This is a genomic window from Segatella albensis DSM 11370 = JCM 12258 (assembly GCF_000426565.1).
Lineage (GTDB): Bacteria > Bacteroidota > Bacteroidia > Bacteroidales > Bacteroidaceae > Prevotella > Prevotella albensis.
Genome location: NZ_AUFP01000012.1, coordinates 1 through 23960, shown reverse-complemented (window position 1 = coordinate 23960; position 23960 = coordinate 1). Strand labels below are relative to the sequence as shown.

The window sequence follows — 23960 nt, the reverse complement described above, 5'->3', positions numbered from 1 at the left end:
TTCGTATTGCAAAGATATACATTATTATTGAAAAGACGGCACAAAAGCAAGGTTTCGCATGGATTTTAACTATAGAGCCTAAAAAATGGGCTCCTCAACTGATTGCCGAGAAGTCCATTAAATTAATAATATATATATAGATAACTTGAGAATATGTCGTCATCACGACGACGAGAAAAATATGTTCTCAAAACGCCTTTAACTTTCTTTGTTTTTTATAATCTTTTGCAAAATTAGCAACTATTATTGGATTATGCAAGTGTTTTATCATATTTTTGTGATATATCAAAAGTAACAATAAAAAACAGGTGAGCGTGTCATCACGACAAACCCACCCCACATGCGAAATTAAATTAATGGTGCAAATATACAAAGTTTTTTGCTAAAGTAGTAAGGATTTAACAGAAAATTGTTTGGAGACATGCATTTTTCTTCGTCTATGTCATTTCCCTATACCAACTTTAGTATATTAAGTATAGGGGGAGCATAAATTATGAAAGAAAAAACAAGATATCACAAATTATGAAAAAAAAGTCACCATAAAATATTGACACAAGATGAAATAGCTATTATTTTTGCAACAGATAGAATGAGGCTAACATAAGAAAACATTCTTATTACTTTTTTGTGATATTAAAGATCAGATTCGCATTTTCTAAACACTATTACTAATTTAAGATAGATTATTTATGAAGAAACTATTTATTTTTGCTGCATCTTCATTATTGATGCTAGCTAGTTGCTCAGAGAGTAACGATTTCGTTAACAATGTAGCTCAGGATTCTCCTATCGCTTTCTCTGCTTATAATGGCAATGGAACACGTGCTGGTTATGCAGGTGATATTAGTTCCACAACTCTCCAAACTACAGGTTTCGGTGTGTTCGCTTATAACACAGGCGCTTCTGATTATGGTGCTACAGGTCATTCAACTATGGCAACTACAGAAGATACTCCAAACTGGGCACCTAACTTTATGTGGAACCAGCAGGTTAGATATTCTTCTGGATGGGTTTATACACCTCTAAAGTACTGGCCTAATGGAATTGATACAAATGGAGCTTCTGAGGCTACTGTACAGAAACTGAGTTTCTTTGCTTATGCTCCTTATGTAGCTTCATGTAGCGGAGAAGGATCTGGTATTACTGCTTTATCAGCAAACACTGATGCTGGTGACCCTAAGATAACTTATAGCCTTTCAGGAGCTGGTAATGATGTTGACCTCCTTTGGGGTACAACATCTACTAATGGTGCTACTGTAGGTGGAGTCGCTCAAGCCGGTGTAGGTTCTGACCTCAAAGTTTCCGAAGTTTCTGTTGCTAATTTGAACGAGAATCTTACCAAGATGAAAACTAACGGTAAAGTTGGTTTCAACTTCAAGCATGCTCTCGCTAAAATTAAAGACGTACAGGTTAATGTTGACCCAGATGTAACTATGGAAGTAGATGCGAATAGCCGTCCACTCACCAAGATTACGGTGTCCAACATTACCATTACCTCTACAAACTATACCAGGACTGCAGTTACCGAAGGAGAAGGATATAAATCTACCAAGGGTGGTGTGTTCAATCTTGCTACAGGTATATGGACCTTAACAGAAGCTGATGAAGCACAATCTTCTACAGAACAAATTACTCCTACAGGTGATTCTGGAACTTATAATGTTCTTAATGCTGCTATGATAGATCCTGCAACTGTAAACGCTGAAAATATATTTGGAGCTTCCGGTATTACTGGTGTTACCACAGATTATGTAACTGCATATAATAGTACAGATAGAAGACCATTGATGCTTATGCCAGGTACATATCCTCGTTTCACAGTTGCTATTACTTATACCGTAAGAACGGAAGATGCTAATCTTGCTGAAGGTTATTCAGAGACTACTCAGACTATAACCAAAACTGTTGATTTTGCAAATCCTGTATTACTTAACAAACAATATACTCTTAAGTTGAGTCTTGGTCTAACAAGTATTAAGGTTGAAGCTGTAGTGGCTGATTGGGATAATGATAATGATGGTGAGCATACTATTACTCTCCCTGTAAATGTAGTGCCAGCAGAGCCCTAACGGGATACATTTAACAACCAGCGTAAATGCTTGGATAAATGGAGATGTAGTAAACGCATCGATGAATTAGCAAAACATAATTTGTAACGAATATAGACAAGATAAGGGGGTGAGACAAAGGTCTTACCTCCTTTCTTTGACAAGGAAAGTAAAAAGATGAGAATCCTTCGGGATTCGTTCAGGATGCCTTCGGGATACTCTCATGTTATTCAGGAAACTAAAGATAAAGCCCCCCTATCCTCACTGGATAGAGGGTCTTGCTTTATACCTTAACAACAAAAGCGCTCCATACATTGCCCGCCGGCAACATACGAAGCGTTGTTTGCAATATAGATAAAACTCATGACTGAGCCATTGTAAGAATCATCCGGTCTGCCAAGATCATCGTGCAGAATGCATCGTGATCTCGATACGACGATTGCTCTTCAGGATGTCGGCAGCCATCTGTCGGATGTCAGCATCACTCACAGCCTCCACCATTTCTGGATAGTTACTGTCGAAGTCAACGCCATTACGAATCTCATTATAGAGAACATAATCCCAATAATCGTTGGTGATGGCAGCCTGATGGTATTGTTTGACAAGATATTCCTTCACCTTATTCATGCTCGAAGCCTCAGGGCCATATTGCGCAATATTAGCAATTTGTCGATATACGATAGGCATCACGACAGAATATTTGGCAGGATCCGTGGTAAAGGAAATCTTGAGAAGTGCCTCCGGAGTAGAATTCTTGTCGAGACTTGCGCTAAGGCTTACCCCATATACACCACCCTTCTCCTCGCGTACACTGTCGGTATAAGCGATACTGAGCACACGCTTCAAGATGTCGAGCTTCAAGTCGTTCTGAGCCGAATATTTCTCCGGCCACGTATAGATGATGGAAACCTTAGACTGTGGCGTCTCCATCTTCTTGTTCCATTGGTGAACTTCGTTCACGTCACGCACATTAGGATAAGTACGGGCAAATGTCTCCTTCTTATCGGTAGAAGGAAGAGAAGCCATATACTTCTCAAGTAATGGGCGAAGAGCAGATTCCTCTATGTTACCAAGAACTATCAAACGGAAATTACCGGCATTACTGAAGCGCTCACGATAGATTTGCAGGATACGACCATAGTCAACATCCTTGAGCATGGCAGCCTTGAAAGGACGTGTACGAGGGTTGTCACCATAAGAGATGACGGACAACGAATCGTTGTAGCTCACGTTAGGACTGGCCTCACGATTGGTCAGGAACGAATGCATACGTCCCACCTCACTTTGGAAGGCACGGTCGTCACGACGCGGTTGCGTGAAATATAGATAAGCCAATTGGAACATCGTCTTGGCATCGGCAACGGAAGAATTACCGCTGATACCTTGTGTCTCCACACCAATGAACGGACGAACCTTCACACTCTTGCCGGCAAGGATCTTATCCAAGGTCAACTCATCAAAGTTGCCTACCCCCGACTTGTTGATAGCGGTAGGAATCATTTCAAAGTTGACGGCATCCTTGTCAGGATATACAGAGGTGCCACCCTCACCGAAGAGATGCATCACCACCTGGTCTTTATTGTAATCGGTATGCTTGAAATACACCTTCAAGCCATTGCTCAACGTGAACTCCGTGGTGCCATGGATAGAAGGTTTCTCGCTCACGATGCGACCGGCTTTAGGTTCATGAGCTAAAAGATTCTGAGTAAGTTTCACGTCCTTATAGACAGGATATTTGCGACTCTGAGCATCCTTCACGTATTTCTTGAGTTCAGCATCCGTAGGAATCTGGAAATCAGGTTTATCCGGAGCATAGACCACAAGAACTTGGTTGCGATCAGAGATAACCTTACGGGTAACGGCATTTGCCTCCTTGAGTGTAACCTCACGAGCAAAGCGCTCCTGCAAATCCTTATCCTCATCCTCGCTCAACAACGGTTCATTTTCCAAGAAATTAGCCTGCGCCTTTCTCACGAAATAAGAATTGCGGCGATCATTACGCTCACGATAGGTTCTGTCGGCAACTTTCTTCCGGAATGCCTTGGCACGATCCAGTTCAGCCTGCGTAAACCCATGCTGACGGATGCGCTCTATCGTACCGATGGCAGCTTCGAAAGACCCCTTGACATTCTCTTGGCGTGCCCCAAAAGAAAGTGTGAACGCATCCTTGGTACGACTGATGAAAAACTGACCATTGCGGGCAGAAGCACTCAGACAAGGTTTTACCTCAGCATTCTGCATCTCGCCAAGTCGTTCCCCCGTCATATAGTCGATGAGCGCCTCGATATAGCCATCGCGCTGGTAATTCACGCCATCCTTCTCAGCATCGGGCGTAGCATCACGCTTCATATACAGGTTGACGAGCATGATCGGCTGTTCCTTGTTCTTCAGCGAAGCAACGATGATATCCTCGTTATCCTCCACTGGATAATAGATTCTCTTGGCCGCATCGGTAGGCATCGGGATATTCTCGAATGTACGCTTCACCTTAGCCTCTACAGCATCCACGTCGATGTCGCCCACCACGATGATAGCCTGCAAGTCAGGACGATACCATTTATGATAATAGTCACGCAGGTCACGATAAGGGAAATGATCTACGATATCCATGTTACCGATAGGCATACAATCCTCATATTTACTACCCCGATAGATGATTGGGAGAGCCTCTTCCATCATACGCTGAGTAGCCTTACCCGAGCGACGGTTACGCCATTCCTCATGGATGACACCACGTTCCTTATCGATTTCCACATCCGAAAGGTTCAGATAATGACTCCAATCGTGCAAGATGAGGAGAGTAGAATCCACGTTCACTCCACCCTTCACAGGAACCGAAGACACATGATAAACGGTTTCGTCTACCGAAGTATAAGCGTTCAGGTTAGCACCAAACTTGATGCCATGAGCTTCACACCAATGAACGATACCTGGTGACTGAGGTGTGCCTTGGAAGTTTTGAGAACCATTGAAGGCCATATGCTCAAGGAAGTGGGCCAAACCACGCTGACGCGGTTCCTCCAAAATACTACCCACACGTTGCACGATATAGAAATCGGCCAATCCCGTCTCCTTGGCATTATGGCGGATATAATAAGTAAGTCCGTTCTTCAATCGTCCTACCCGATAAGTCTTGTCAACGCCCACCTTCTGCGCCATGAGCGCAAGAGGAGACAATGTGAGGACGATGAGAGAAATAAAAAACTTTTTCATAACGTTCTTGTTTATAGTAATATACACTCTTTCCTTATTCTATTACTTCACCAAAGAAGGTTTGCTGGCAGGGATAAAGTCATTAGCAGAATTATTCGTATCGACATACTTACCATTCTCCATCTTACGGATTACAGCCTTACCGAAACGAGCCTTGTCGTTAGCCTTCGTGCTCACATAAGTATAACCGGCATCGAGTGTAGGAGAAGTGACATTCCATTCATATTTAGCCTCCACACCAAGGTTCACGGCATCAAGTATCCAAGCATTTGGTACAAAATAAGTATTAGTACTCATATCCTTAGAGATGTCACCGAAGACAAACTTATAAGTAGCCTTATAGGCATTATTCTTCAGAAACTCCTCCTTGGTGGTATTCATGCGGGCAATGGCATAAGCCTTGTAACCCTGTTGATGAAGCAAGAAGATACTTTGTGTATAAGAATACCACTTGTCGAGGTTGGGAACATCAGGATTGTCCACATCCTGGTTGGCAGCACTTGCACTCTCATCATAGAATTCAAAGTCAGCCTTTGAGGTATTGGCAGTTCCGGCAAGAACGGTAGTATGGTCAAGTGCCAGGATAGCCAAAGTAATCGACTCACCCGGTTTTACAGGATGATCCTTACCATGACCAGGAATCATATAGACAGCATCTACAGAGAAAGCCTTGTTCATCATGTCTGGTGTATAGTCATGCTTGCTGGAAGTAAGGAACTCAGACTCCAAGAATGCGATGCTATCCGCATAAAGTGTCTGGTCGGAATTGTTTGTAATCTTGACATACTGGTCATACATATATGAATTCGTACCCTTAGCATTCAGACTACCCGTATAATAGATCTCGGAAATTACGAAACCATCTTGTGCATGATATGTACTCAAGGCAAGGGTCTTCGTGTTCTCTGTGGTAGACTGAGCCACCGTTACCCCATTGGCAGAAGCCTTAACCAATGAACTTACCTGTTGACCATTGAGCTGATACACTAGTTTGCCGTCAAGGGCCACGTTATAACTGCCAACAGGCAACTCTGTTGTAGCCGAAAAGCTACCATCCTTAGCGGTAAACTTATCGAGAGAATAAGTAGCACCGGTCTGTACATTCGTAAGGGTAGCCTTAGCGTCGAGACTCTGTACATCGTCAGCATCCAGCGGAGCTTGAACGACAAGTTTCAGAGGAGCCGTAGGCACGTTTTCCTCGCTATCACTACTACATGCCACAAAGGACATACTCAAACTGAGGAGCACGAGTAGGCTCCGAAATAGTTTCTTTTTCATTTTCGTTTATATTTTATATGTTATCGTTTTCTGTTCAATTCTCTTTAGAAGGTAATTCCCAAGGTACATACCACCTGTTGCTCGTTGTTCTCCGGACGACTCACGATGACATCCCCCGCGAGTTGGAAGTAGATCGTGTTGCCCCCCCTCATCTGATAATCCGCACGGACCGACACACCCCCTTGGAAATCATCGGTACAAGCAAATCTATAGTTGGATGCAATCATCTCGGAAATACTCTTTTCCATGATGGCATAAGGCATCACGATATGACTACTCAACTTCTTGGTGTAACCGGTATATATCGTGGTAAGCAATTTCCATCGGTCATCGAGAGATGTCATTCGTTGTGCTTTAACGAGAGCGTATCCACGGGCAACATTCATCTTGCGCTCGGGATAAGCATAAGAAGAATGTCGATTCTGATAGCCCGCATCAATACCCAGATGCCACGGATGGCGACCGTTACGACCATAAAGAGCATGAATGGAAGCATCGGTGATATCGTACTTATACATCGTGAGCGTACCCTCTACGGGATATACATTCACGGAACTTGCGCCAACGATACTCTCATCACTCGAACGTTTATTCCATCGATATTCCCCCCATATGGCAAAGTCGCTATCCCCCTCACGCTTCCATCCTACCATCAAGTCTATCTGCTGATGATAGAGTGTGGTAAGCGGAAGAGAGTTGTATGACACGAGGATGCGCTCATAGCGATGCTCACTTGTCGACACACTCGCCAACCATCCTTGGGAAGTGGCAGGCATCATCTGCAACGATATACCAACGCCACCACCACGATATTGCACATCAGGTTTGTTATCGGCAAAGCGATGATAGTTTTCGCCCAATCCCGTCATCAGATATTGAGAATATCCACCATCGAAATTATAGAATTTAACATCGTTGCGCTGGCGATACACATTTCCGGACAGAGCCACCCCCCATCGGTAAGATAGCCATTCACGCGTAGCACCCAAACGGATATTCAGGTCGCTCACCACACCCCTCATTCGTGGGTCGCGTTGCCTGTATTCTTGTTCTGCCCTAAACTCAGCCTCGGCACCTATCGTCCATCGACCATACGAACCGGCATATCCACCTCTGAAATAATACTGTTCATTCTTGGTATCACCCCCTACACTATCCGCCGTAACATCAGGAGCCAACAAATCATAGTCGGCGGTATTGTTCCATCGGATATGTTTGGTATTCCGAGTACGATAAGAGGCCATTCCCCATACTGTAGAGCGTTTCGATAGGCGGATATAACTCTCTGTTCTGATGCGAGTTGCAAAGCATCCATCACCCTTTTGTTCTACATAAGCCAACTTCTGTCGATCATGAAGAAAACCCAGTTGAAGTTCGTTCTGGGAAAACAGATACTTTCGTCCGTAGAAGGCCGGATTGACATCGTATTGTCCTAGACCCGTCTTCAGCATATTCTGTCGCTCGATATAGGCAGAATCTTTAGGGGCGGCATATCCAAGACAGGACACCGTCAAAAATATATTGAGTACGAGTAATTTTCTGTTCATTTTTATCATGAGAAAACTAAGATTACGGATTCATCAAGATCATAGGAAGTTCTACTATTGTCATCGAACTGCCGACGATCGATACTTGATCTTGCGAGGCACGGAAGTTGTCGATGTGCGTGATGCCCCGACCGTCACGATACTTCACCTGCCCATCTACACTTACCTGATACACTCCACGCAACAAGTTTACCGTTGCCGTACAACCGTCAAAGTCGGCCGTGGTGACCCGCTCCTTGGTATTCAGGTTGGTAAGCGTTATGGTTCCTTGTATCCTATCGACATAGATCGTATCGCTCCCTGTAAGGGTGATGGCAGCCGTAGTAAAGAGTTGATCTTCATCAGCATGACAAGCAGTAAGCCCCATCATCATCACGCCAACGACTATTATATATAAGAAACTTTTCATTTTCATAATTTCATATTCATTTCCAGTCCGAAATACGGATTCACGTGTCTTCTGATCGTCATATTACCATTCTGATAATCAGGAGAATAGTCCCAGATGCGGTTACAGAACATAGCGACATTCAGTTTCTCGTTGAAGAGTTTCTTCGTCACCTTGAAGTTAAGGTTCATGGCAAAAGGGACCACATTCTTCACAAAGTCATTCTCGGTGTAATTTCTTACTAGATAATGCAAGAATGTATCGCTCTCATCGCCCTCTTTCCAGTCTATCGTGTTTCCCTCAGGATTCATATAAGCCACAGGTGCATTACTCAGACGACTCCGTTGACTCGACGTATACCATTGACATTGTGCCGATATCGAGAAACCTAGTTGCAGGCGTGGAATATCCGTATCAAAGGTAAAATTTGTGTTGGCCATCTCATTGGTCACGCCATCATTATCCTTATAGATACCCACATACTGTATCTGTCGATTGTCGAGGACTACACTTGGACGTTCCATTTCCACCATCGAGTTACGATAGATCGTACGGAACCAAGCTCCTGTGATGGTAAGTCGGGTCATCAGTTGTGGAATTCGCCTACTGGCAAAAGTATATTCGATACCTCTTTTCAGCGTCTCACTACCATTGGTATATTGGGTGTTGGAGTTAAGTTCCAAGAGATTCGTATAAGGCAATACCGACACATTAGGAATCGCCGTGAGCTGACGGCCATCAATCATACCGGCATCAAACTTACGATAGGCATAAGGTGCATAGATACGTTGTTCACGGAATCCGGATGCCATACGCTCATGAAAATAAGTAACGGTAAGACGGTTGCCCCCGAAGTTCCAGTCGGCATTCACCTCCCACTTCATATTGCGCGCAGGTTTCAACTCTTCGTTGGTTTCATCGACAACATAAGTTTGCAGATACACACAACTATACTCTGGATGATACGTATTATAATAGTTGAGTTCGGCCAAATCAATATATTTAGGATCAGGGAACAGCTGAGCGAGTGTAGGAAACTTAGTATGCTCGCCCACACCACCATATATCTTGATGAACGAAGGCATACCGAAGAAACGAAAACTTGGCATCGTCCATCCGATGTTTACACGTGGGTCGAGGAACATACGGCCCTCGATGGCATACCGACTACCGATATTGAACAACTGGTTGGAACGTACACCCGCATTCACCTCAATGAGATGATCACCCACAGGCAACTTTACATTCTCTTCGGCATAAAAAGAGATGGTATGGTTGGCAGGTATCGTAGAGAGGTCACGAGGACGGGCCGAGACACCAGGATACAGAGGCAACAACATATCAAAAATCTGTCCACGCCCGAAGTTCTTGTCGATATTCCAGTCTGCTCCGATGAGAAGTGTATTTACCAACTTGTCACTAGGTACCTGAAATTTACCGTTCACCTTGAGGAATACATTCATCGGGCGTCCCTCGCTTCCTGCCGTAGCGGTATACGAATAAGGGAGAATATGGGCATAACTTTCACCCGTGACGAGAGTCGTTGCCGCAATGGTGTTTGCGGAAGTCTCCACAAAACGAGTATGCTCGGAATGATCATCCTCATAACTTGTAGAGAAAGTCATCGAGAGCGACTTCAGCCACGAAGGTTTTATGGAACGGAGGTTGAGAACCGTACTCCAAGCCCACCGGCGGGAGTCGTTCTTATAAGTATCAATCTTGTTTTTGTTGAGGTCGGGGTCTTGCCGGTCGTTATCCAGAATACTACCGAAATCCAGATTACTCGTTAAGTCTAATATATAAGAGATATATTTCCATTTCCGTCCATAACGTATACTGGCATTCACACGTTTGAAGTTTTCCAAAGTATTGCGCGGGTCACCATTAGCTGCCAGATAGTCTGCACTCAGGTTCAACGTCGTCCCGTTGTCCCATTGCCACCCCTTGGCCAAATAGAAGAGTTTACTATCCATGTCCGCCTTGAGTCGAGCCGACAAGTCACGTCCTCCCCTTTTACGTTCTATCTTCACAAGACCACTTGTCAGGTCACCATATTCCACCGAAGGGATACCTCTGATGATTTCCACGCGCTCGATATCGTCCGTAGAGATACTTCGCATATCCACACCGGCATTCATCGTCGTTCTGTTGGCATCCTTCGTGTCACCACCCGAGATAAATTGCATATTGGCATTCGTGCTGATTGGAGCGCCATCAACCACAAAACTTGTACCTAACGAAGAGGTAGCATAATTGCTGTTGGTAGAACTACCGGCCTCGCGCAAACGAATGGTATTAACTTGCGTCATCGTAGGGTCAACGGAACGACCACCAGGCAACAACTCCAGTAAGTCGCTGAAAGAAGAAGGTTGCAGATGTTCCATGGCATGCTTTCCCACCACCGAACTACTCGACAATCCTCGTGCCTCTTGGGCTGTCACCACCACTTCGCCTAAGGCATGCACGTCACGTTCCATCCTACTGACGGAATCCTTTCGCACAATATGACGTGGTTTCGCTATACTGTCTAACTGATTTCTCTTTGTGATGTTCTGAGCCCAACCTTTACCAGGTATCACAGTAAGAAGAGAAATGAGTACGACATCTCCGATTCTGTTCATTCTCTCAATCCTTTGTTTTATCTTCCGGTATTCAATACCGATTCTATTGCAGGTGCAAAGGTATGGAGATTCACAAAAAGTCACAATACCTAAAAGTTGTGATTTTATATACCGGAAATGTGGTAGATGTTCACAATATTTAGGTAAAAAGTATAGAAACGATGAAATTAAGGGGATATTTTAAAAGTTAAATCCGATATTTATGTACAAATTGAAACCTTTTGCCACATTAGAGTATCCGAATGTCGCACCAACGGGACCGAAAAGTGTACGATAATAATATTCCAGTTGTGCTCCCCATAAGGTGTGATGCTTCATAAGCTCGCGCAATCGATCAGCATTCTGCGCCATCGCCAACTTGAACAGCACGAAATTGTTGGTGGTAAGTTGCTCTTGTGCCTTAAGTTGAAAGGCAAGGAAGTCTTTGGCCACCCATTGAATATGTCCCATACCGGCAAAAGGCATCTGTTGTTCGATGAAGTTGCCATACCATTGACCACCAATCGTATTGCCCAAGATGATAGGTACCTCCTTACCGGTAAGCATTCGTCCATAGAACATCGGTTGAAGGGTGAATCGATGGTTCATCGGCAGTGAGATTCTCCACATCGCACTAAGGATGCTGATGCCCGAACGACCCTTATAGTCACCGAAGTTGTCGGTATAGTAAGCATATTCTGCCTGAAACCTAGCACCCTTTGTTGCGAAAGTGCCTATATTCTCGGAATTATAGTGCAAATTGGCATGATAACTGATGAAATGATCATCGCTGAACGACAAGTCGTCACGCCCTACAGGTCCCAGTTTGAGCATCTGAGCATAACGATAGTAGTCCCATCGTGCCGTCAGGTCGAGTACCATATTACGGATACCCACACCCAGAAAACTGAAAGCCGTCTGATGATGATGATACCTTAATGTATAGTCCTCCTCACCTCTTTTATATACATCAAAATCATTATATCTATAAGTATAACCCAATGCCATCTTGGCATGGTTCTTCATCGCCCATATCCCTTGTCCTCTCGCCATGATGCGCTTGCCTAGTCGCAAGGTCACCTCAGCATCCAACGGCTGTTTAGCCATCTGATAGAGACCATCCAGTTGCAGGGCTACCATCTCTTCGGTATCAAAGCGGAAGCCCACGCTACCCAACGCTTGGTCTTTCTGTGGGCGCACATCACGCTCATCCTCACGGAAGTTGACTGGCGACAGAGCTTCGGCATTAGGATGGAGTTTCTTAGGTTGATAATCATCGGCAAGTCCGAGTTGTCGCTTTAGGGCCATGATCTTATCCCAGTTGGCCATGCCAGCCTCCTCACCTCGACGGATCAGACTGTCCACAGCATTCTTGGAGAAACTGGCTGCGCTATATCCCGACACGTTGACGGCGATAGGAATATCGGTAATGGCAAGGTTGGCGTCATACTTGTTCTTACAGTTCTGATCGATGATCTGTCCCAGAATTTGGGCACTTGTCTTCAATTCGTTGATACCCCGTTCTTTACTCTGCACGAGAACTCCGATCACATAGTCAGCCCCCATTTCACGAGCAACATCAGCAGGATAGTTGTTGCGCAATCCCCCGTCCGCCAACAGTTTGTCGTCGAGTCTTACAGGCGAAAATACTGCCGGGATAGCCATACTGGCACGCATGGCCAAAGCGAGTTGCCCACTATGGAAGTCATATTCTGTGTTGTCGATGATATTTGTTGTCACACAAGCAAAAGGCCGTGGCAAATGATTGAAGTCGATGGAGTCGCCATATCCTTTAGTGAGATGCTGAAAGAGTTTGCTCAGGTTTCTTCCTGTGATGATGCCCCCCGCCTCGCTCACCTGTTTCTTACCGCCCATCGTGAGTCGTTTGGTAAAGAAATAGGTATTCTGGCGTTCGCGGTTGATGACAGATTGAGAATAATAATCTTCTCTATCGGAAAGCAGGAATCCCCAATCCTGTTTACGCACGAGAGAGTCCAACTCCGTACCGTTCCATCCGATACTATAGAGTCCACCGATGATACTTCCCATCGAGGTGCCCGTAACGATGTCGATAGGGATTCCTGCCCGTTCCAACACCTTGATGACGCCGATATGGGCCATACCTTTAGCTCCGCCTCCCGAAAGTACCAACGCTACTTTCTTGCGAGGCTTTTCTATCTGTTCTTGTGCCATGAGGGAATTTGCTCCCAAGGCCCATATTGCTATCAAGATGACGATGTGACGGATTATCTTCATTACCATTTTTTATTACTCTAAAAAGCAAAAGTAGCGATTTTAATTCATTGTACCAAACTTATTTCGAAATATTGTTATAGGATTCTTACATAAACAAAACACCATTCACCACCCTATCCCGAAGGAATCCCGAAAGAATCCCGAACAACTGACGAATTGTCAGCAGAAAATTGACATCATGGCAAAATATGGCAGACCTTAGACCATGGCACAAAAGTTGCATTTCAGGTTAGTGAAAGCTGAAGCAATAAGCTGAAGGATTCAACAAGTATCCAACAACTCAAACCGAGGCCGCAACAAAATTTAATATGGATTAAAAATAAAATTAGGAGGTATTGATTATGTTGTTAGCTCGTAGAAACAATGAACAGAATTGGTTGAACAATTGGTTTGATGATAGCTTTTTTGACACAGACCTGATGCCACGTGTAAACGCCACAGCACCTGCTGTCAACGTCAAGGAGAATGATAAGGCTTATGTGATGGACATTGCCGCTCCAGGACTCAAAAAGGAGTTCGTACGCATGAATGTGGATCAGGATGGTAATCTGAATGTGGCCATCGAGAACAAGATGGAACATAAACAGGAGAACAAGAAAGAACATTATCTGCGTCGTGAATTCTCTTACTCTAACTATGAACAGACATACGTCTTACCGGACGATGTGGATAAGGATAAGATTTCTGCTAAGGTCAACGATGGTATTCTTGAAATCAATATGCCGAAGTTGGCTCCACAGGAGATAAATAAGACTTTAAAGAAAATCAATATAGAGTAGTTTTGCAACTTTGTTTTCTCTTCGTACAGGCCGTAGAAAAAAACTTCCACGGCCTTTTCTTTTTGGCACGAAGTTTGCCACTCTACCCCCTGGTGACAATAGAAACTAATAATAAAATATAAACATAGATATGAAAATCAACGAAATTCCTGTACTCTTGCTTACCGGTTATCTGGGAAGTGGTAAGACTACGCTTCTGAATCGTATTCTCGGTAATAAACGCGGTATCAAGTTTGCCGTCATCGTCAACGATATTGGTGAGGTGAACATCGACGAGGCGCTTATCGCCAAGGATGGTATCGTCGGACAACAGGACGACAGTCTGGTGCCGCTCTCTAATGGTTGTATCTGCTGTACCTTAAAAATGGATCTCGTAAAGCAATTGAGCGACATCGCCGAGACTGGCAATTTCGACTATATCGTCATCGAGGCAAGTGGTATCTGTGAACCTGCTCCTATCGCTCAGACGATTAGTGTATATCCTAAGATGTATCCTGACTATGCACGCAAGGCCGTAGCTAAACTCGACGCTATCGTTACCGTGGTGGACGCTCTGCGCATCCGTGATGAGTTTGCCAACGGTAATAGTTTGCTGGGCAACGACTTCGGGGAGGATGACTTGGAGAGCCTCGTTATCCAGCAGGTGGAATTCTGTAACAAAATTCTCCTCAACAAGGCTTCTGAGGTATCGAAGGAGGAACTGGCTGAGGTGACCAAGATTTTGAAGACGATACAACCTCAGGCTGAGATTATTCCTTGTGACTATGGTGACGTAGATTTTGACAAAATCCTAAATACGCATCTCTTTGACTTCGAGAAAGTGGCTACCTCAGCACGATGGATTGCTGCCATGGAGGATGATGACGATGACCTGGAAAACGAGGAAAGCGGTGAGGCGCTGGAATATGGTATCGGTACTTTCGTGTATCGCAGTCGTCGTCCTTTCGACCTGTCGCTCTTTGATGAGTTTATCGCTCGCAAATGGCCTAAGACGGTTATCCGATGCAAGGGTATCTGCTATTTCCGTGAAGAGAAAGATACATGCTATGTCTTTGAACAGGCTGGTAAACAGGTGGGACTGAAAAATGCAGGACAATGGTATGCTACGATGCCTGCCGACCAACTGAAGGATTTCATGGCCAAGAACCCTGGTCTGCAACGTGACTGGGATGAGAAGTATGGTGACCGTATGCAGAAATTGGTCTTCATCGGTCAGAATATGGACGAGGCTGCTATCAAGGCTGAACTCGACAAGTGCTTGATGGATTAAGAGATTAGGTTATGAAATATCTCATTATCTCTGACATTCATGGTTCACTTCCGGCGCTCGATAAGGCTCTTGAATTTTATCGTGAACAAAAGTGTGATATGTTGCTGATTCTCGGCGACATATTGAACTATGGGCCACGAAACGGATTACCCGAGGGTCTTGATCCTAAGGGGATTGCTGAGCGACTGAATGTCATGGCTGACAACATCGTGGCCATCAGGGGCAATTGTGACTCTGAGGTAGATCAGATGTTGCTTTCCTTCCCGATCATGCAGGATTATGCTTTGCTCGTGGACGAGGGTAAGAAGTTGCTCCTCACGCATGGACATCTATACAACAAGTCGAACCTTCCTCCTGGCAGGTTTGACTATGTGCTACAGGGCCATACACATCTCTACGAACTCAGTAGACTGGAGAATGGTACTGTGGTATGCAACACGGGAAGTATCACGTTTCCTAAAGGTGGCAGAGTGCCATCTATGGCAATATACGAAAAAGGTAAGATTACGCTCTATTCGCTTGATGGCGATATACTACAAGCGGAGTAATTCTTGATAGAGTGTGTTGATATATGGTCGTGACCAGTCTTTCTCATGATGGCGGTCGCGACCGTATTTTATGATATCTATATCAATCTTCACGATACTTTGACGATGCTCCTCCTTGGTACTATGCAGACTCTTCTCTATGTTATCGAGAAGACGGGAAATAGCGTCAAGGGACAGCGTGGTGCTCACCTTAGCCAGACAATTCAGAAATTTGTCGCTTTCTACGCCTATCGGGTCGGTCCACATCATACGACTAAAAACCATCTTTCCACTAAAGTATTCTTGCAACAAGTCGATGGCTTTTCGCATATTCTGCTCCTGATGGATGTTAGAGCCTAAAGCTATTATCAATTGTCTGTTTTCTATCATCTGAATTGGAATTCGTGCAAAGTTACTAAAAATATTGAATTATTTGGCGCTATATGGCTTATTTTTCTTAAATTTGCGCATAAATTTAGTATTTTAAGGATGAAGAAAATTTTATTGCTTGGTCTATCGCTTTTCATGATGCTCCATGTGGCAGCTCAGATACGACCAAATCAGGCTTACTATAATTATATCAATCAATATAAGGATCTGGCTATCGAGGAGATGATGCGCTATCGTATCCCTGCCAGTATCACTTTGGCCCAGGGCTTGCTCGAAAGTAGGGCTGGATTGAGCGACTTGGTTCGACAGGGCAACAACCATTTCGGCATCAAATGCCATAACTGGACGGGACCTACGCAATATCATGATGATGATGAAGCGGGCGAATGTTTCCGCGTGTACGCAGATGCTAAGGAAAGCTATGAGGATCATAGCAAATTTCTGTCCCGTCAACCAAGATACAGTAGTCTGTTCAATCTCAGCATCTATGATTACAAGGGATGGGCTTATACGTTAAAATCGTGCGGATATGCCACAAGCCCTACTTATGCCAGTAAGTTGATTCAGATTATCGAACTCTATCATCTTGACCAGTATGATCGCGCTACGGGATATGACCGTTTCATGGCGCAACATAGTGGTGCGGATATGCCAGGAAACAAGAAGCTCCTTCATCCGATCAAGATTTTCAACAAGAACTATTATCTGTATGCTCGTGAGGGCGATACCTTCAAGAGTATTGGCGAAGAGGTGGGTATCAGCTGGCGCAAACTCGCCAAATATAATGAGCGCGGCAAGAGGGATGTGCTCCATAAAGGCGATATCATCTATCTGAAGAAGAAACGTAACAAGGCGCCTAAAGAGTATAAGAATTATGTGCATGTCGTCAAAGATGGCGAGAGTATGTATCTTATCGCCCAGAAGTATGGTATCCGTCTGAAGAGTCTCTATAAGCTAAACTGTCTTTCTCCTGATTATCAGATATATACGGGAGCTCGTTTGAGGGTAAGATAAGACCTTAGAACGGACTAAAACTTAAAAATACGCTAAATGATGAAGATGTTTTGCAGATCTATCTGTTTGTGGGCGTGCCTATTCCTTGCTATGGGAGCGAAGGCACAAAAGTTTGAAGATTTTTTCGTAGACCGTACCTTGCGTATCGACTACAATTTTAGTGGTAACGTCAAGGAGCAGCATATTTCCGTAGACGAACTTGCTACTTCGCCTCATTGGTATGGCAAGCGGCAGCATCTGGCAGAGTTGCCAGTAGAAGGTAATGGACAGATCACAGTTCGTGACCATCGTTCACAACGGATCATCTATCGTTATTGTTTCTCTACGCTCTTCCAAGAATGGCTTACGAATGATGAAGCAAAACGTGTATCACGCAGTTTTGAGAATGTTTTTCTCATCCCAATGCCTAAAGATACGGTGGACGTGACCATCGACTTGAGGGATAACAGACGTGTCATCACGTCGACGCTGACTCATCAGGTGGTGCCTACGGATATTCTGATCCGTCATATCGGGGAGAAGAATCTAACACCTTATGATGTTGTGCAACGTCCTGCGGATAGTACAAAATGTATCCGTATCGCCTTTGTGGCTGAGGGATATACCCGTCAGGAGATGGGAATATTCCGCGAAGATGTAGATCGAGCTATGGGGGCGCTGTTCGCTCATGAACCGTTCAAGAGTATGCGTGACAGATTTGAGGTCGTAGCGGTATGTGCACCTTCTGAGGAGAGTGGTACGAGCGAACCTTCTAAGGGTATCTGGAAAAATACGGTATTACATTCTCACTTCGATACTTTCTATAGTGACAGATATCTAACAACATTGAATATCAAGGATTTACATAATGTACTGGCAGGAATTCCTTATGAGCATATCATCATCCTCGTGAATACTTCTACCTATGGTGGTGGTGGCATCCTCAACAGTTATAATTTGTCGGCTGCTCATCATTCTTATTCGTTACCGGTCATCGTACATGAGTTTGGTCATAGTTTTGCAGGACTGGCTGACGAATATGCTTATGAGAATGAACCTATTCCGATGTATCCACATGATGTGGAACCTTGGGAGAAGAATATCACGACAAAGGTGGACTTCCACGATAAATGGGAGAACTTGATCAATAAAGTTGATGGGGTTGGCTTCTACGAAGGTGCCGGATATAGTCTGAATGGGGTATATCGAGGCTTTAAGGATTGTCGTATGCGTACCAATTCCTTCCCTACTTTCTGTCCTGTATGTGAACAGGCTATCAGAAGGTATATCGATTTTTTCACCAAATAGCGGTTATTTCGGCATCGTCATGGATATGGGTCATGGAACAAAGAAATGGATGCTGTTGTGCCTGCTGATAATTTTCCCGTTGGTGGCGCTGGCGCAACGAAACGAGATTATGAGCAATCGTATCCGGTCGCTACAGGTGGTTGCGGGAGAGAATTGGCAAGACCCTCCAATCATCTCGCTCGAAGAGGCTAAGCGAATGGGAACCGGTAGGACGATACGAATCTCTTTTGATGATATGACCCACGAATACCATCGTTATGTATATCGTGTCGTACATTGTGATGCTGACTGGAAAGAATCAAGTTCGCTCTTTGCTTCCGACTATATCGAGGGGTTTAATGATGCCGTGACCATCGAGGACAATATTACGGAATCTGTCAACACCAATACACTCTATACGCATTATGGCTTTCAGATTCCTAACGAGCGTTGTTCCTTGAAGATGAGTGGTAATTATCGGGTGATGGTATTCGACGAGAATGATGAGAATTCGCCAATCCTTTCAGCTTGTTTCATGGTCGTAGACCCCCGTATGGGAACCTCCGTACGTATGACAACGAATACGGACGTGGATGTGAACAATCGACATCAGCAGGTGGAAATGACTTTGAACTATGGAGATGTGAACGTGACGGATTGGCGTTCGCAGATCAAAACCGTGGTATTGCAAAATCTGCGCTATGATCATGCTGTGGTAAACGCCGAACCTACTTATATTACAAGTAAGGGACTGGCATGGAACCATAATCGCAAGCTAATCTTCGATGGTGGAAACGAATATCGTAAATTCGAGATGCTCGATGAGTCGACGGTTGGTCTGGGCATTAGCGAGATGGATTGGGACAATGGTCATTATCATGCTTATCTTTGGCCTGCGGAGGCGCGGTTGAGTTATGTGTATGAGGAAAGTGGTAATGGAGCTTTCTTACTCCGTAATCGAGACAACAGAGAGGCAGAATATACGTCGGAATATGTTTGGGTACACTTCTCTCTGCCTAGTGACAGATTACCTGGGGAAGTATATGTCAACGGGCGATGGACGAATGACTTGTTTCTACCTCAATATCGTATGACGTATGATGAGAAGAAGCATCGCTATGAGACTACGATTCCTCTAAAACTGGGGTATTATAGTTATCAATATGTACAAGTGTTGGCCGATGGCCGTACGGCACTTATTCCAACAGAGGGCAACTTTTATCAAACCAGAAATCGATATACATTCTTGGTCTATTATCGTCCGATCGGAGCCCGTACCGATTATCTTATGGGATATGCTGACCTGAAATAATCTTTCTTCTATTTTATTTCTGCTTTTTCGCAAATTATCCATATCATTTTATTATCTTTGCAGACATAAATTAGAAACAACGCATTATGAGTATAGAATATATGTCTCAAGAAGGCTATGACAAACTCGTAGCTGAACTCCATTATATGGAGACAGTGGAACTGGCACAAGTGAAAGATGCTATTGCTGAAGCTCGCGACAAGGGTGACTTGAGCGAGAACTTCGAATATCATGCTGCAAAGCGCGAACAGAGTAAGTTGCTCGGACGAATCAGTTTTAAGCAGAAGGTTCTTGCCAATGCTCGCGTCATCGATATGTCGCAGATTGCTAATGGTACAATCCAGTTGCTTTGTCATGTGGGTCTTACGAACCTTACCCGTAACATGCAGGTGAACTACATGATCGTTAATCCGCACGAGGCTAATGTACGCGAGGGAAAGATTTCTATCAAATCGCCTATTGCACAAGCTTTACTGAACAAGAAGGTTGGTGACGAGGTAGAAGTGAAAGTTCCTGCCGGTCTCCTTAAATTCCGTGTAGACAGTATAAAGTACTAAATCTTTCATATTAAAATGATGAGGAGGGATATCTAAATCTATAGGTATTCCTCTTCTTTGTGTTTCAGCCGAAAGATACATTGGTATCGTCTGTTTATATTTCTGTATACATAAAATATGTATATTTTTAGCAAGAGTATGTAAAGAAGTAACAAATTTTAATAATAAGTGGATATATTCCTGACAAAATGTTAGAGAATTCTCTATTTTTAGAGAAATATTTTTGTTATTCCAAATTTTATTTATACCTTTGCATCATCAAAAGAATGAAAATTTTTTTCTCGTACATAATGTTTGGTGGAGTTGCGTCGTGAGACGTGACCCCATGTTTTTTATATGATTATCGAAAGTACAAAAAGTATTAATACTATATCATATTTTAGAAACTTTTATTACCTTTGCGCAGGAAATGAAGGAATTGCAACATAAAAGAATCTTTGCAGCATGGATATTGACTTTGGTATTCGTGCCGATGCTTTTTTTATCAGGATTCCATCATCACGAACGTCGTGTAGAAAATCATATCGCATGTTCGGCCTGTGCCCATCATGTACATCATGACGGACATTTGACGCAACAAGCGAGTAGCATCGACCATTGTATTCTCTGCCAATTATTATCTACACCTTATATTATATATAGTACAACTTCTGTATGTGTATGTCTCTCTCTCTTACTGTTGTTGACCTACGGAGACAGAAGTTCGCTATTTGCCGCCTTCCACGGCACAAAATCATGTAGAGCGCCCCCTTTTTACTTATCTTAATGGCAACAAATGGAGACTGATAGGGATTATTGGCTTCCGACGAATTCAATTTTAAAGTAAAAAGATAAGTAAATCAACAGATAATGAAAAAAATATTTTCAATGCTGATGATGTGGCTTTGTGTAGCTGCATGGGCATTGGCTATGGAGCCTATTGCTCCAAAAACAACTTTATCAGGACATATTTCCGACGCAATAGACCATAGTGCATTAATAGGTGTAAGTGTTTATATCCCTGAACTGCAAGAGGGTGTGGTAACGGACATGAACGGAAACTACACGATGATAAACCTGCCCCAAAAGACGCTAACCGTACAGGTAAGCTATGTAGGCCATCAGACGATCATCAAGAAAGTCAACTTGAACGAGATCAAGAATATGGACTTTGAAATGAAAGAGTCTAATGCAATGCTTAACGAAATCATCGTAACGGGGCTTACGGGTAAGTCGTTGATGAAGGACTCTCCTACTCCTATCTCTGTGGTTGATGCGCAGCAACTTCATGCTATATCTTCTACGAATGTCATCGATGCTATTTCTCAGCAACCGGGTCTTTCGCAGATCACAACGGGTGGCGGCATCTCTAAACCTGTCATTCGTGGATTGGGATTCAACCGTCTGGTCGTTGTAAACGATGGTATCCGACAGGAAGGCAACCAATGGGGTGCTGAACACGGTATAGAGATAGACCCACAGAGTATTAGTTCTGCAGAAATTCTAAAAGGCCCGGCATCTCTGATGTATGGTTCTGATGCGATGGCAGGCGTCATCATCTTCCATGGTAACCCAATCATGGCACAGAATACCATGCAGGCCAACGTAGAGACAGAATACCAAAGTAACAACGGCCTTTTGGGTTATTCTGCTAACTTCGGAGGAAATAAGAATGGTATCGTATGGGATGGTAGATGGAGCAATAAAATAGCTCACGAATATAAAAATAAATATGATGGGTATGTGGCTGGTACTCAATATCGCGAACAGGCTGCAAATGCAATGGTTGGCGTGAACAAGGATTGGGGATACAGTCATGTCATTATGGATTATTATCATCTTACTCCTGGTATCGCAGAGGGAGAACGTAAAGATGACTATACCTACGGCAAATATCTTCCTTGGCAGCAGATTCATCATTATAAGTTAGTAAGCGATAATTCTCTGTATCTGGGTGATGGAATCTTGAAGATGTTGGTTGGCTATCAGCAAAACAGAAGGCAAGAATTCGAAGAGAGCGAAAATGAACCAGGTCTCGACATGCAGTTGCATACTTTGAACTATGATGCGAAATATATTTGGCCTGAAAATAATGGCCTGAAAATCGTGAGTGGTATCAATGGTATGTGGCAGAAAAATGATAACCGTGGCGAAGAATTCCTTATTCCTAGTTATGTGCTGTTTGATGCTGGTATCTTTACCACAGCAAGCTATCAGGTAGGAAAATATACGCTGAGTGGTGGTGTTCGAATCGACAACAGACATCTGCACAGTTTTACACTTGAGAGCGACGAGGTAAACTTCGATGCCTTCAGCAGAAATTTCACCAGTATGTCTGGAAGTGTAGGTATGGTTTATGCGCTCAACAATAACATGAATGTTCGTCTGAACTTGGCTCGTGGATTCCGTGCTCCTAATCTTGGTGAGTTGGCCTCAAATGGTGTACACGAGGGTACTCAACAGTATTTGCTTGGCAATCATGGCCTACAACCTGAACACAGTTGGCAGATTGATGCAGGATGGGATTATACTTCTGCCATGGTCTCGGCACAACTTCAGTTGTTTGCCAACTTCATCGATAACTATATCTTCAATACACGAAAAGGAGACGAAGAGCGAGATGATTGTCCTGTATATCAATATATCCAGAGTAATGCCAGATTACTTGGTGGAGAGGCAAGTATCGACTTCCACCCTATCGATCGCTTACATTTCCAGAACAGTTTCTCTTATGTGAATAGTGTTCAACTTCATCAGCCTGAAGAGTCGAAGTATTTGCCATGGACTCCAGCGCCAAGGTGGAATAGTGAATTGAAATATGATATCGTACGTGACGGCAAGGTGTTCAACAACACATATGTTGCAGCTGAGTTGGAATGTAATCTCAAACAGAATCATTTCTATGCGCTCAATAACACGGAGACAGCTACTCCTTCTTATACGCTGGTAAACCTTTCAGCCGGAACCGACCTGAAATTCAACGGTAAGCGTAGAATGTCTATCTTCCTCACAGCAAACAATTTGTTTGACAGAGCTTATCAGAGTCATCTGAGCAGACTTAAATATATTGGCTTTAACGAGCAAACCGGTCGACAGGGACTTTGGAATATGGGCAGGAATGTTGGTGTGAAGATGTGCTTCTATATCGACTAATCATATATACATGATATTTTATAGGGATTCTATATTGATATGATGTGACCCCGAAAAGTTGGACGATTAATTAAATATTAATTATTTATCTCTCTATAGTAGTGAGCTCGGTATATAGCCGGGCTCATTCCTTTTAATCTCAGTTTTATTCTTTTATTGTTATACCACCATATATATTTTTTCAGTTCTCGTTCAAACTCTTCGATAGATTCAAAATGATTCACGTATAGCAATTCGTTCTTCATCAGTCCGAAGAAATTTTCCATCATAGCATTGTCCAGACAGTTGCCTTTCCTTGACATGCTTTGCACTATTCCATGGTCTTTGAGCATCTTCTGATACATCATGTGCTGATAATGCCATCCCTGATCAGAGTGTAATAC

17 protein-coding genes are annotated in these 23960 nt (G+C 43.7%); 9 read left to right on the top strand and 8 right to left on the bottom strand.

Features of this window, described 5'->3' with window-relative positions; all coding sequences use genetic code 11:
• The first annotated feature begins 689 nt into the window (after nucleotides 1-689).
• A complete protein-coding gene (locus K333_RS0107905; protein WP_154653016.1) occupies nucleotides 690-2069 on the top strand; it encodes a hypothetical protein in 1380 nt (459 codons plus the stop codon).
• Between the two features lie 381 nt (nucleotides 2070-2450).
• On the opposite strand, the gene K333_RS0107900 is transcribed toward K333_RS0107905, so the two are convergent.
• The 6 genes from K333_RS0107900 to K333_RS0107875 form a co-directional block, all read right to left on the bottom strand.
• Entirely contained in the window at nucleotides 2451-5261 is a 2811-nt protein-coding gene (locus K333_RS0107900; RefSeq protein WP_027452544.1) for a M16 family metallopeptidase, read from the bottom strand.
• A gap of 42 nt (nucleotides 5262-5303) precedes the next feature.
• Entirely contained in the window at nucleotides 5304-6539 is a 1236-nt protein-coding gene (locus K333_RS0107895; RefSeq protein ID WP_024990306.1) for a DUF4876 domain-containing protein, read from the bottom strand.
• A 44-nt stretch (nucleotides 6540-6583) separates the two neighbouring features.
• Nucleotides 6584-8086 (bottom strand): DUF6850 family outer membrane beta-barrel protein, encoded by a 1503-nt coding sequence (locus tag K333_RS12115; RefSeq protein ID WP_051230903.1) that lies wholly within the window; start codon nucleotides 8084-8086, stop codon nucleotides 6584-6586.
• Between the two features lie 22 nt (nucleotides 8087-8108).
• Nucleotides 8109-8501, bottom strand: a complete 393-nt coding sequence (locus K333_RS0107885) for a hypothetical protein (RefSeq protein ID WP_024990305.1) — start codon at nucleotides 8499-8501, stop codon at nucleotides 8109-8111.
• Nucleotides 8498-11095 (bottom strand): TonB-dependent receptor domain-containing protein, encoded by a 2598-nt coding sequence (locus K333_RS12110; protein ID WP_024990304.1) that lies wholly within the window; start codon nucleotides 11093-11095, stop codon nucleotides 8498-8500. Before K333_RS12110 ends, K333_RS0107885 begins: the two co-directional genes overlap by 4 nt.
• Nucleotides 11096-11275: 180 nt before the next feature.
• Entirely contained in the window at nucleotides 11276-13330 is a 2055-nt protein-coding gene (locus tag K333_RS0107875; protein ID WP_036886414.1) for a patatin-like phospholipase family protein, read from the bottom strand.
• 341 nt (nucleotides 13331-13671) lie between these two features.
• Here K333_RS0107875 and K333_RS0107870 point away from each other — a divergent pair, with 341 nt between their 5' ends.
• The 3 genes from K333_RS0107870 to yfcE all read left to right on the top strand — a co-directional run bounded on the left by K333_RS0107870 (nucleotide 13672) and on the right by yfcE (nucleotide 15927).
• A complete protein-coding gene (locus K333_RS0107870) occupies nucleotides 13672-14109 on the top strand; it encodes an Hsp20/alpha crystallin family protein (RefSeq protein WP_024990302.1) in 438 nt (145 codons plus the stop codon).
• Between the two features lie 130 nt (nucleotides 14110-14239).
• Nucleotides 14240-15379: a GTP-binding protein gene (locus K333_RS0107865; RefSeq protein WP_024990301.1), complete on the top strand. Its 1140-nt coding sequence runs from the start codon at nucleotides 14240-14242 to the stop codon at nucleotides 15377-15379.
• Between the two features lie 11 nt (nucleotides 15380-15390).
• A complete protein-coding gene (gene yfcE, locus K333_RS0107860; RefSeq protein ID WP_024990300.1) occupies nucleotides 15391-15927 on the top strand; it encodes a phosphodiesterase in 537 nt (178 codons plus the stop codon).
• On the opposite strand, the gene folK is transcribed toward yfcE, so the two are convergent.
• Nucleotides 15913-16296: a 2-amino-4-hydroxy-6-hydroxymethyldihydropteridine diphosphokinase gene (folK, locus tag K333_RS0107855; protein WP_024990299.1), complete on the bottom strand. Its 384-nt coding sequence runs from the start codon at nucleotides 16294-16296 to the stop codon at nucleotides 15913-15915. The genes yfcE and folK overlap by 15 nt on opposite strands.
• 99 nt (nucleotides 16297-16395) lie before the next feature.
• Here folK and K333_RS0107850 point away from each other — a divergent pair, with 99 nt between their 5' ends.
• The 5 genes from K333_RS0107850 to K333_RS0107830 all read left to right on the top strand — a co-directional run bounded on the left by K333_RS0107850 (nucleotide 16396) and on the right by K333_RS0107830 (nucleotide 23577).
• Entirely contained in the window at nucleotides 16396-17310 is a 915-nt protein-coding gene (locus K333_RS0107850; protein WP_024990298.1) for a glucosaminidase domain-containing protein, read from the top strand.
• A gap of 39 nt (nucleotides 17311-17349) precedes the next feature.
• Nucleotides 17350-18597: a M64 family metallopeptidase gene (locus K333_RS0107845; RefSeq protein WP_238314464.1), complete on the top strand. Its 1248-nt coding sequence runs from the start codon at nucleotides 17350-17352 to the stop codon at nucleotides 18595-18597.
• A 49-nt stretch (nucleotides 18598-18646) separates the two neighbouring features.
• On the top strand, nucleotides 18647-19888 hold the full coding sequence (locus K333_RS0107840) for a type IX secretion system plug protein (RefSeq protein ID WP_036886411.1): 1242 nt from the start codon (nucleotides 18647-18649) through the stop codon (nucleotides 19886-19888).
• Between the two features lie 92 nt (nucleotides 19889-19980).
• Nucleotides 19981-20445, top strand: coding sequence for a transcription elongation factor GreA (greA, locus tag K333_RS0107835; RefSeq protein WP_024990295.1), 465 nt, complete (start codon nucleotides 19981-19983; stop codon nucleotides 20443-20445).
• Between the two features lie 849 nt (nucleotides 20446-21294).
• Nucleotides 21295-23577, top strand: a complete 2283-nt coding sequence (locus tag K333_RS0107830; RefSeq protein ID WP_027452540.1) for a TonB-dependent receptor — start codon at nucleotides 21295-21297, stop codon at nucleotides 23575-23577.
• Nucleotides 23578-23654: 77 nt separating this feature from the next.
• On the opposite strand, the gene K333_RS0107825 is transcribed toward K333_RS0107830, so the two are convergent.
• On the bottom strand, nucleotides 23655-23960 hold a 306-nt coding region (locus K333_RS0107825; protein WP_027452539.1), incomplete at its 5' end, for an IS3 family transposase.

What these genes read in the sequence shown, in the direction of transcription:
- K333_RS0107840 (WP_036886411.1), top strand. Translation starts at nt 18,647, where the DNA reads ATGCTGTTGTGCCTGCTGATAATTTTCCCGTTGGTGGCGCTGGCGCAA.
- K333_RS0107845 (WP_238314464.1), top strand. Translation starts at nt 17,350, where the DNA reads ATGAAGATGTTTTGCAGATCTATCTGTTTGTGGGCGTGCCTATTCCTT.
- K333_RS0107865 (WP_024990301.1), top strand. Translation starts at nt 14,240, where the DNA reads ATGAAAATCAACGAAATTCCTGTACTCTTGCTTACCGGTTATCTGGGA.
- K333_RS0107830 (WP_027452540.1), top strand. Translation starts at nt 21,295, where the DNA reads ATGAAAAAAATATTTTCAATGCTGATGATGTGGCTTTGTGTAGCTGCA.
- K333_RS0107895 (WP_024990306.1), bottom strand. Translation starts at nt 6,539, where the DNA reads ATGAAAAAGAAACTATTTCGGAGCCTACTCGTGCTCCTCAGTTTGAGT.
- K333_RS0107885 (WP_024990305.1), bottom strand. Translation starts at nt 8,501, where the DNA reads ATGAAAATGAAAAGTTTCTTATATATAATAGTCGTTGGCGTGATGATG.
- K333_RS0107905 (WP_154653016.1), top strand. Translation starts at nt 690, where the DNA reads ATGAAGAAACTATTTATTTTTGCTGCATCTTCATTATTGATGCTAGCT.
- K333_RS12115 (WP_051230903.1), bottom strand. Translation starts at nt 8,086, where the DNA reads ATGAACAGAAAATTACTCGTACTCAATATATTTTTGACGGTGTCCTGT.
- K333_RS0107850 (WP_024990298.1), top strand. Translation starts at nt 16,396, where the DNA reads ATGAAGAAAATTTTATTGCTTGGTCTATCGCTTTTCATGATGCTCCAT.
- K333_RS0107875 (WP_036886414.1), bottom strand. Translation starts at nt 13,330, where the DNA reads ATGAAGATAATCCGTCACATCGTCATCTTGATAGCAATATGGGCCTTG.
- folK (WP_024990299.1), bottom strand. Translation starts at nt 16,296, where the DNA reads ATGATAGAAAACAGACAATTGATAATAGCTTTAGGCTCTAACATCCAT.
- K333_RS0107870 (WP_024990302.1), top strand. Translation starts at nt 13,672, where the DNA reads ATGTTGTTAGCTCGTAGAAACAATGAACAGAATTGGTTGAACAATTGG.
- yfcE (WP_024990300.1), top strand. Translation starts at nt 15,391, where the DNA reads ATGAAATATCTCATTATCTCTGACATTCATGGTTCACTTCCGGCGCTC.
- K333_RS0107900 (WP_027452544.1), bottom strand. Translation starts at nt 5,261, where the DNA reads ATGAAAAAGTTTTTTATTTCTCTCATCGTCCTCACATTGTCTCCTCTT.
- K333_RS12110 (WP_024990304.1), bottom strand. Translation starts at nt 11,095, where the DNA reads ATGAACAGAATCGGAGATGTCGTACTCATTTCTCTTCTTACTGTGATA.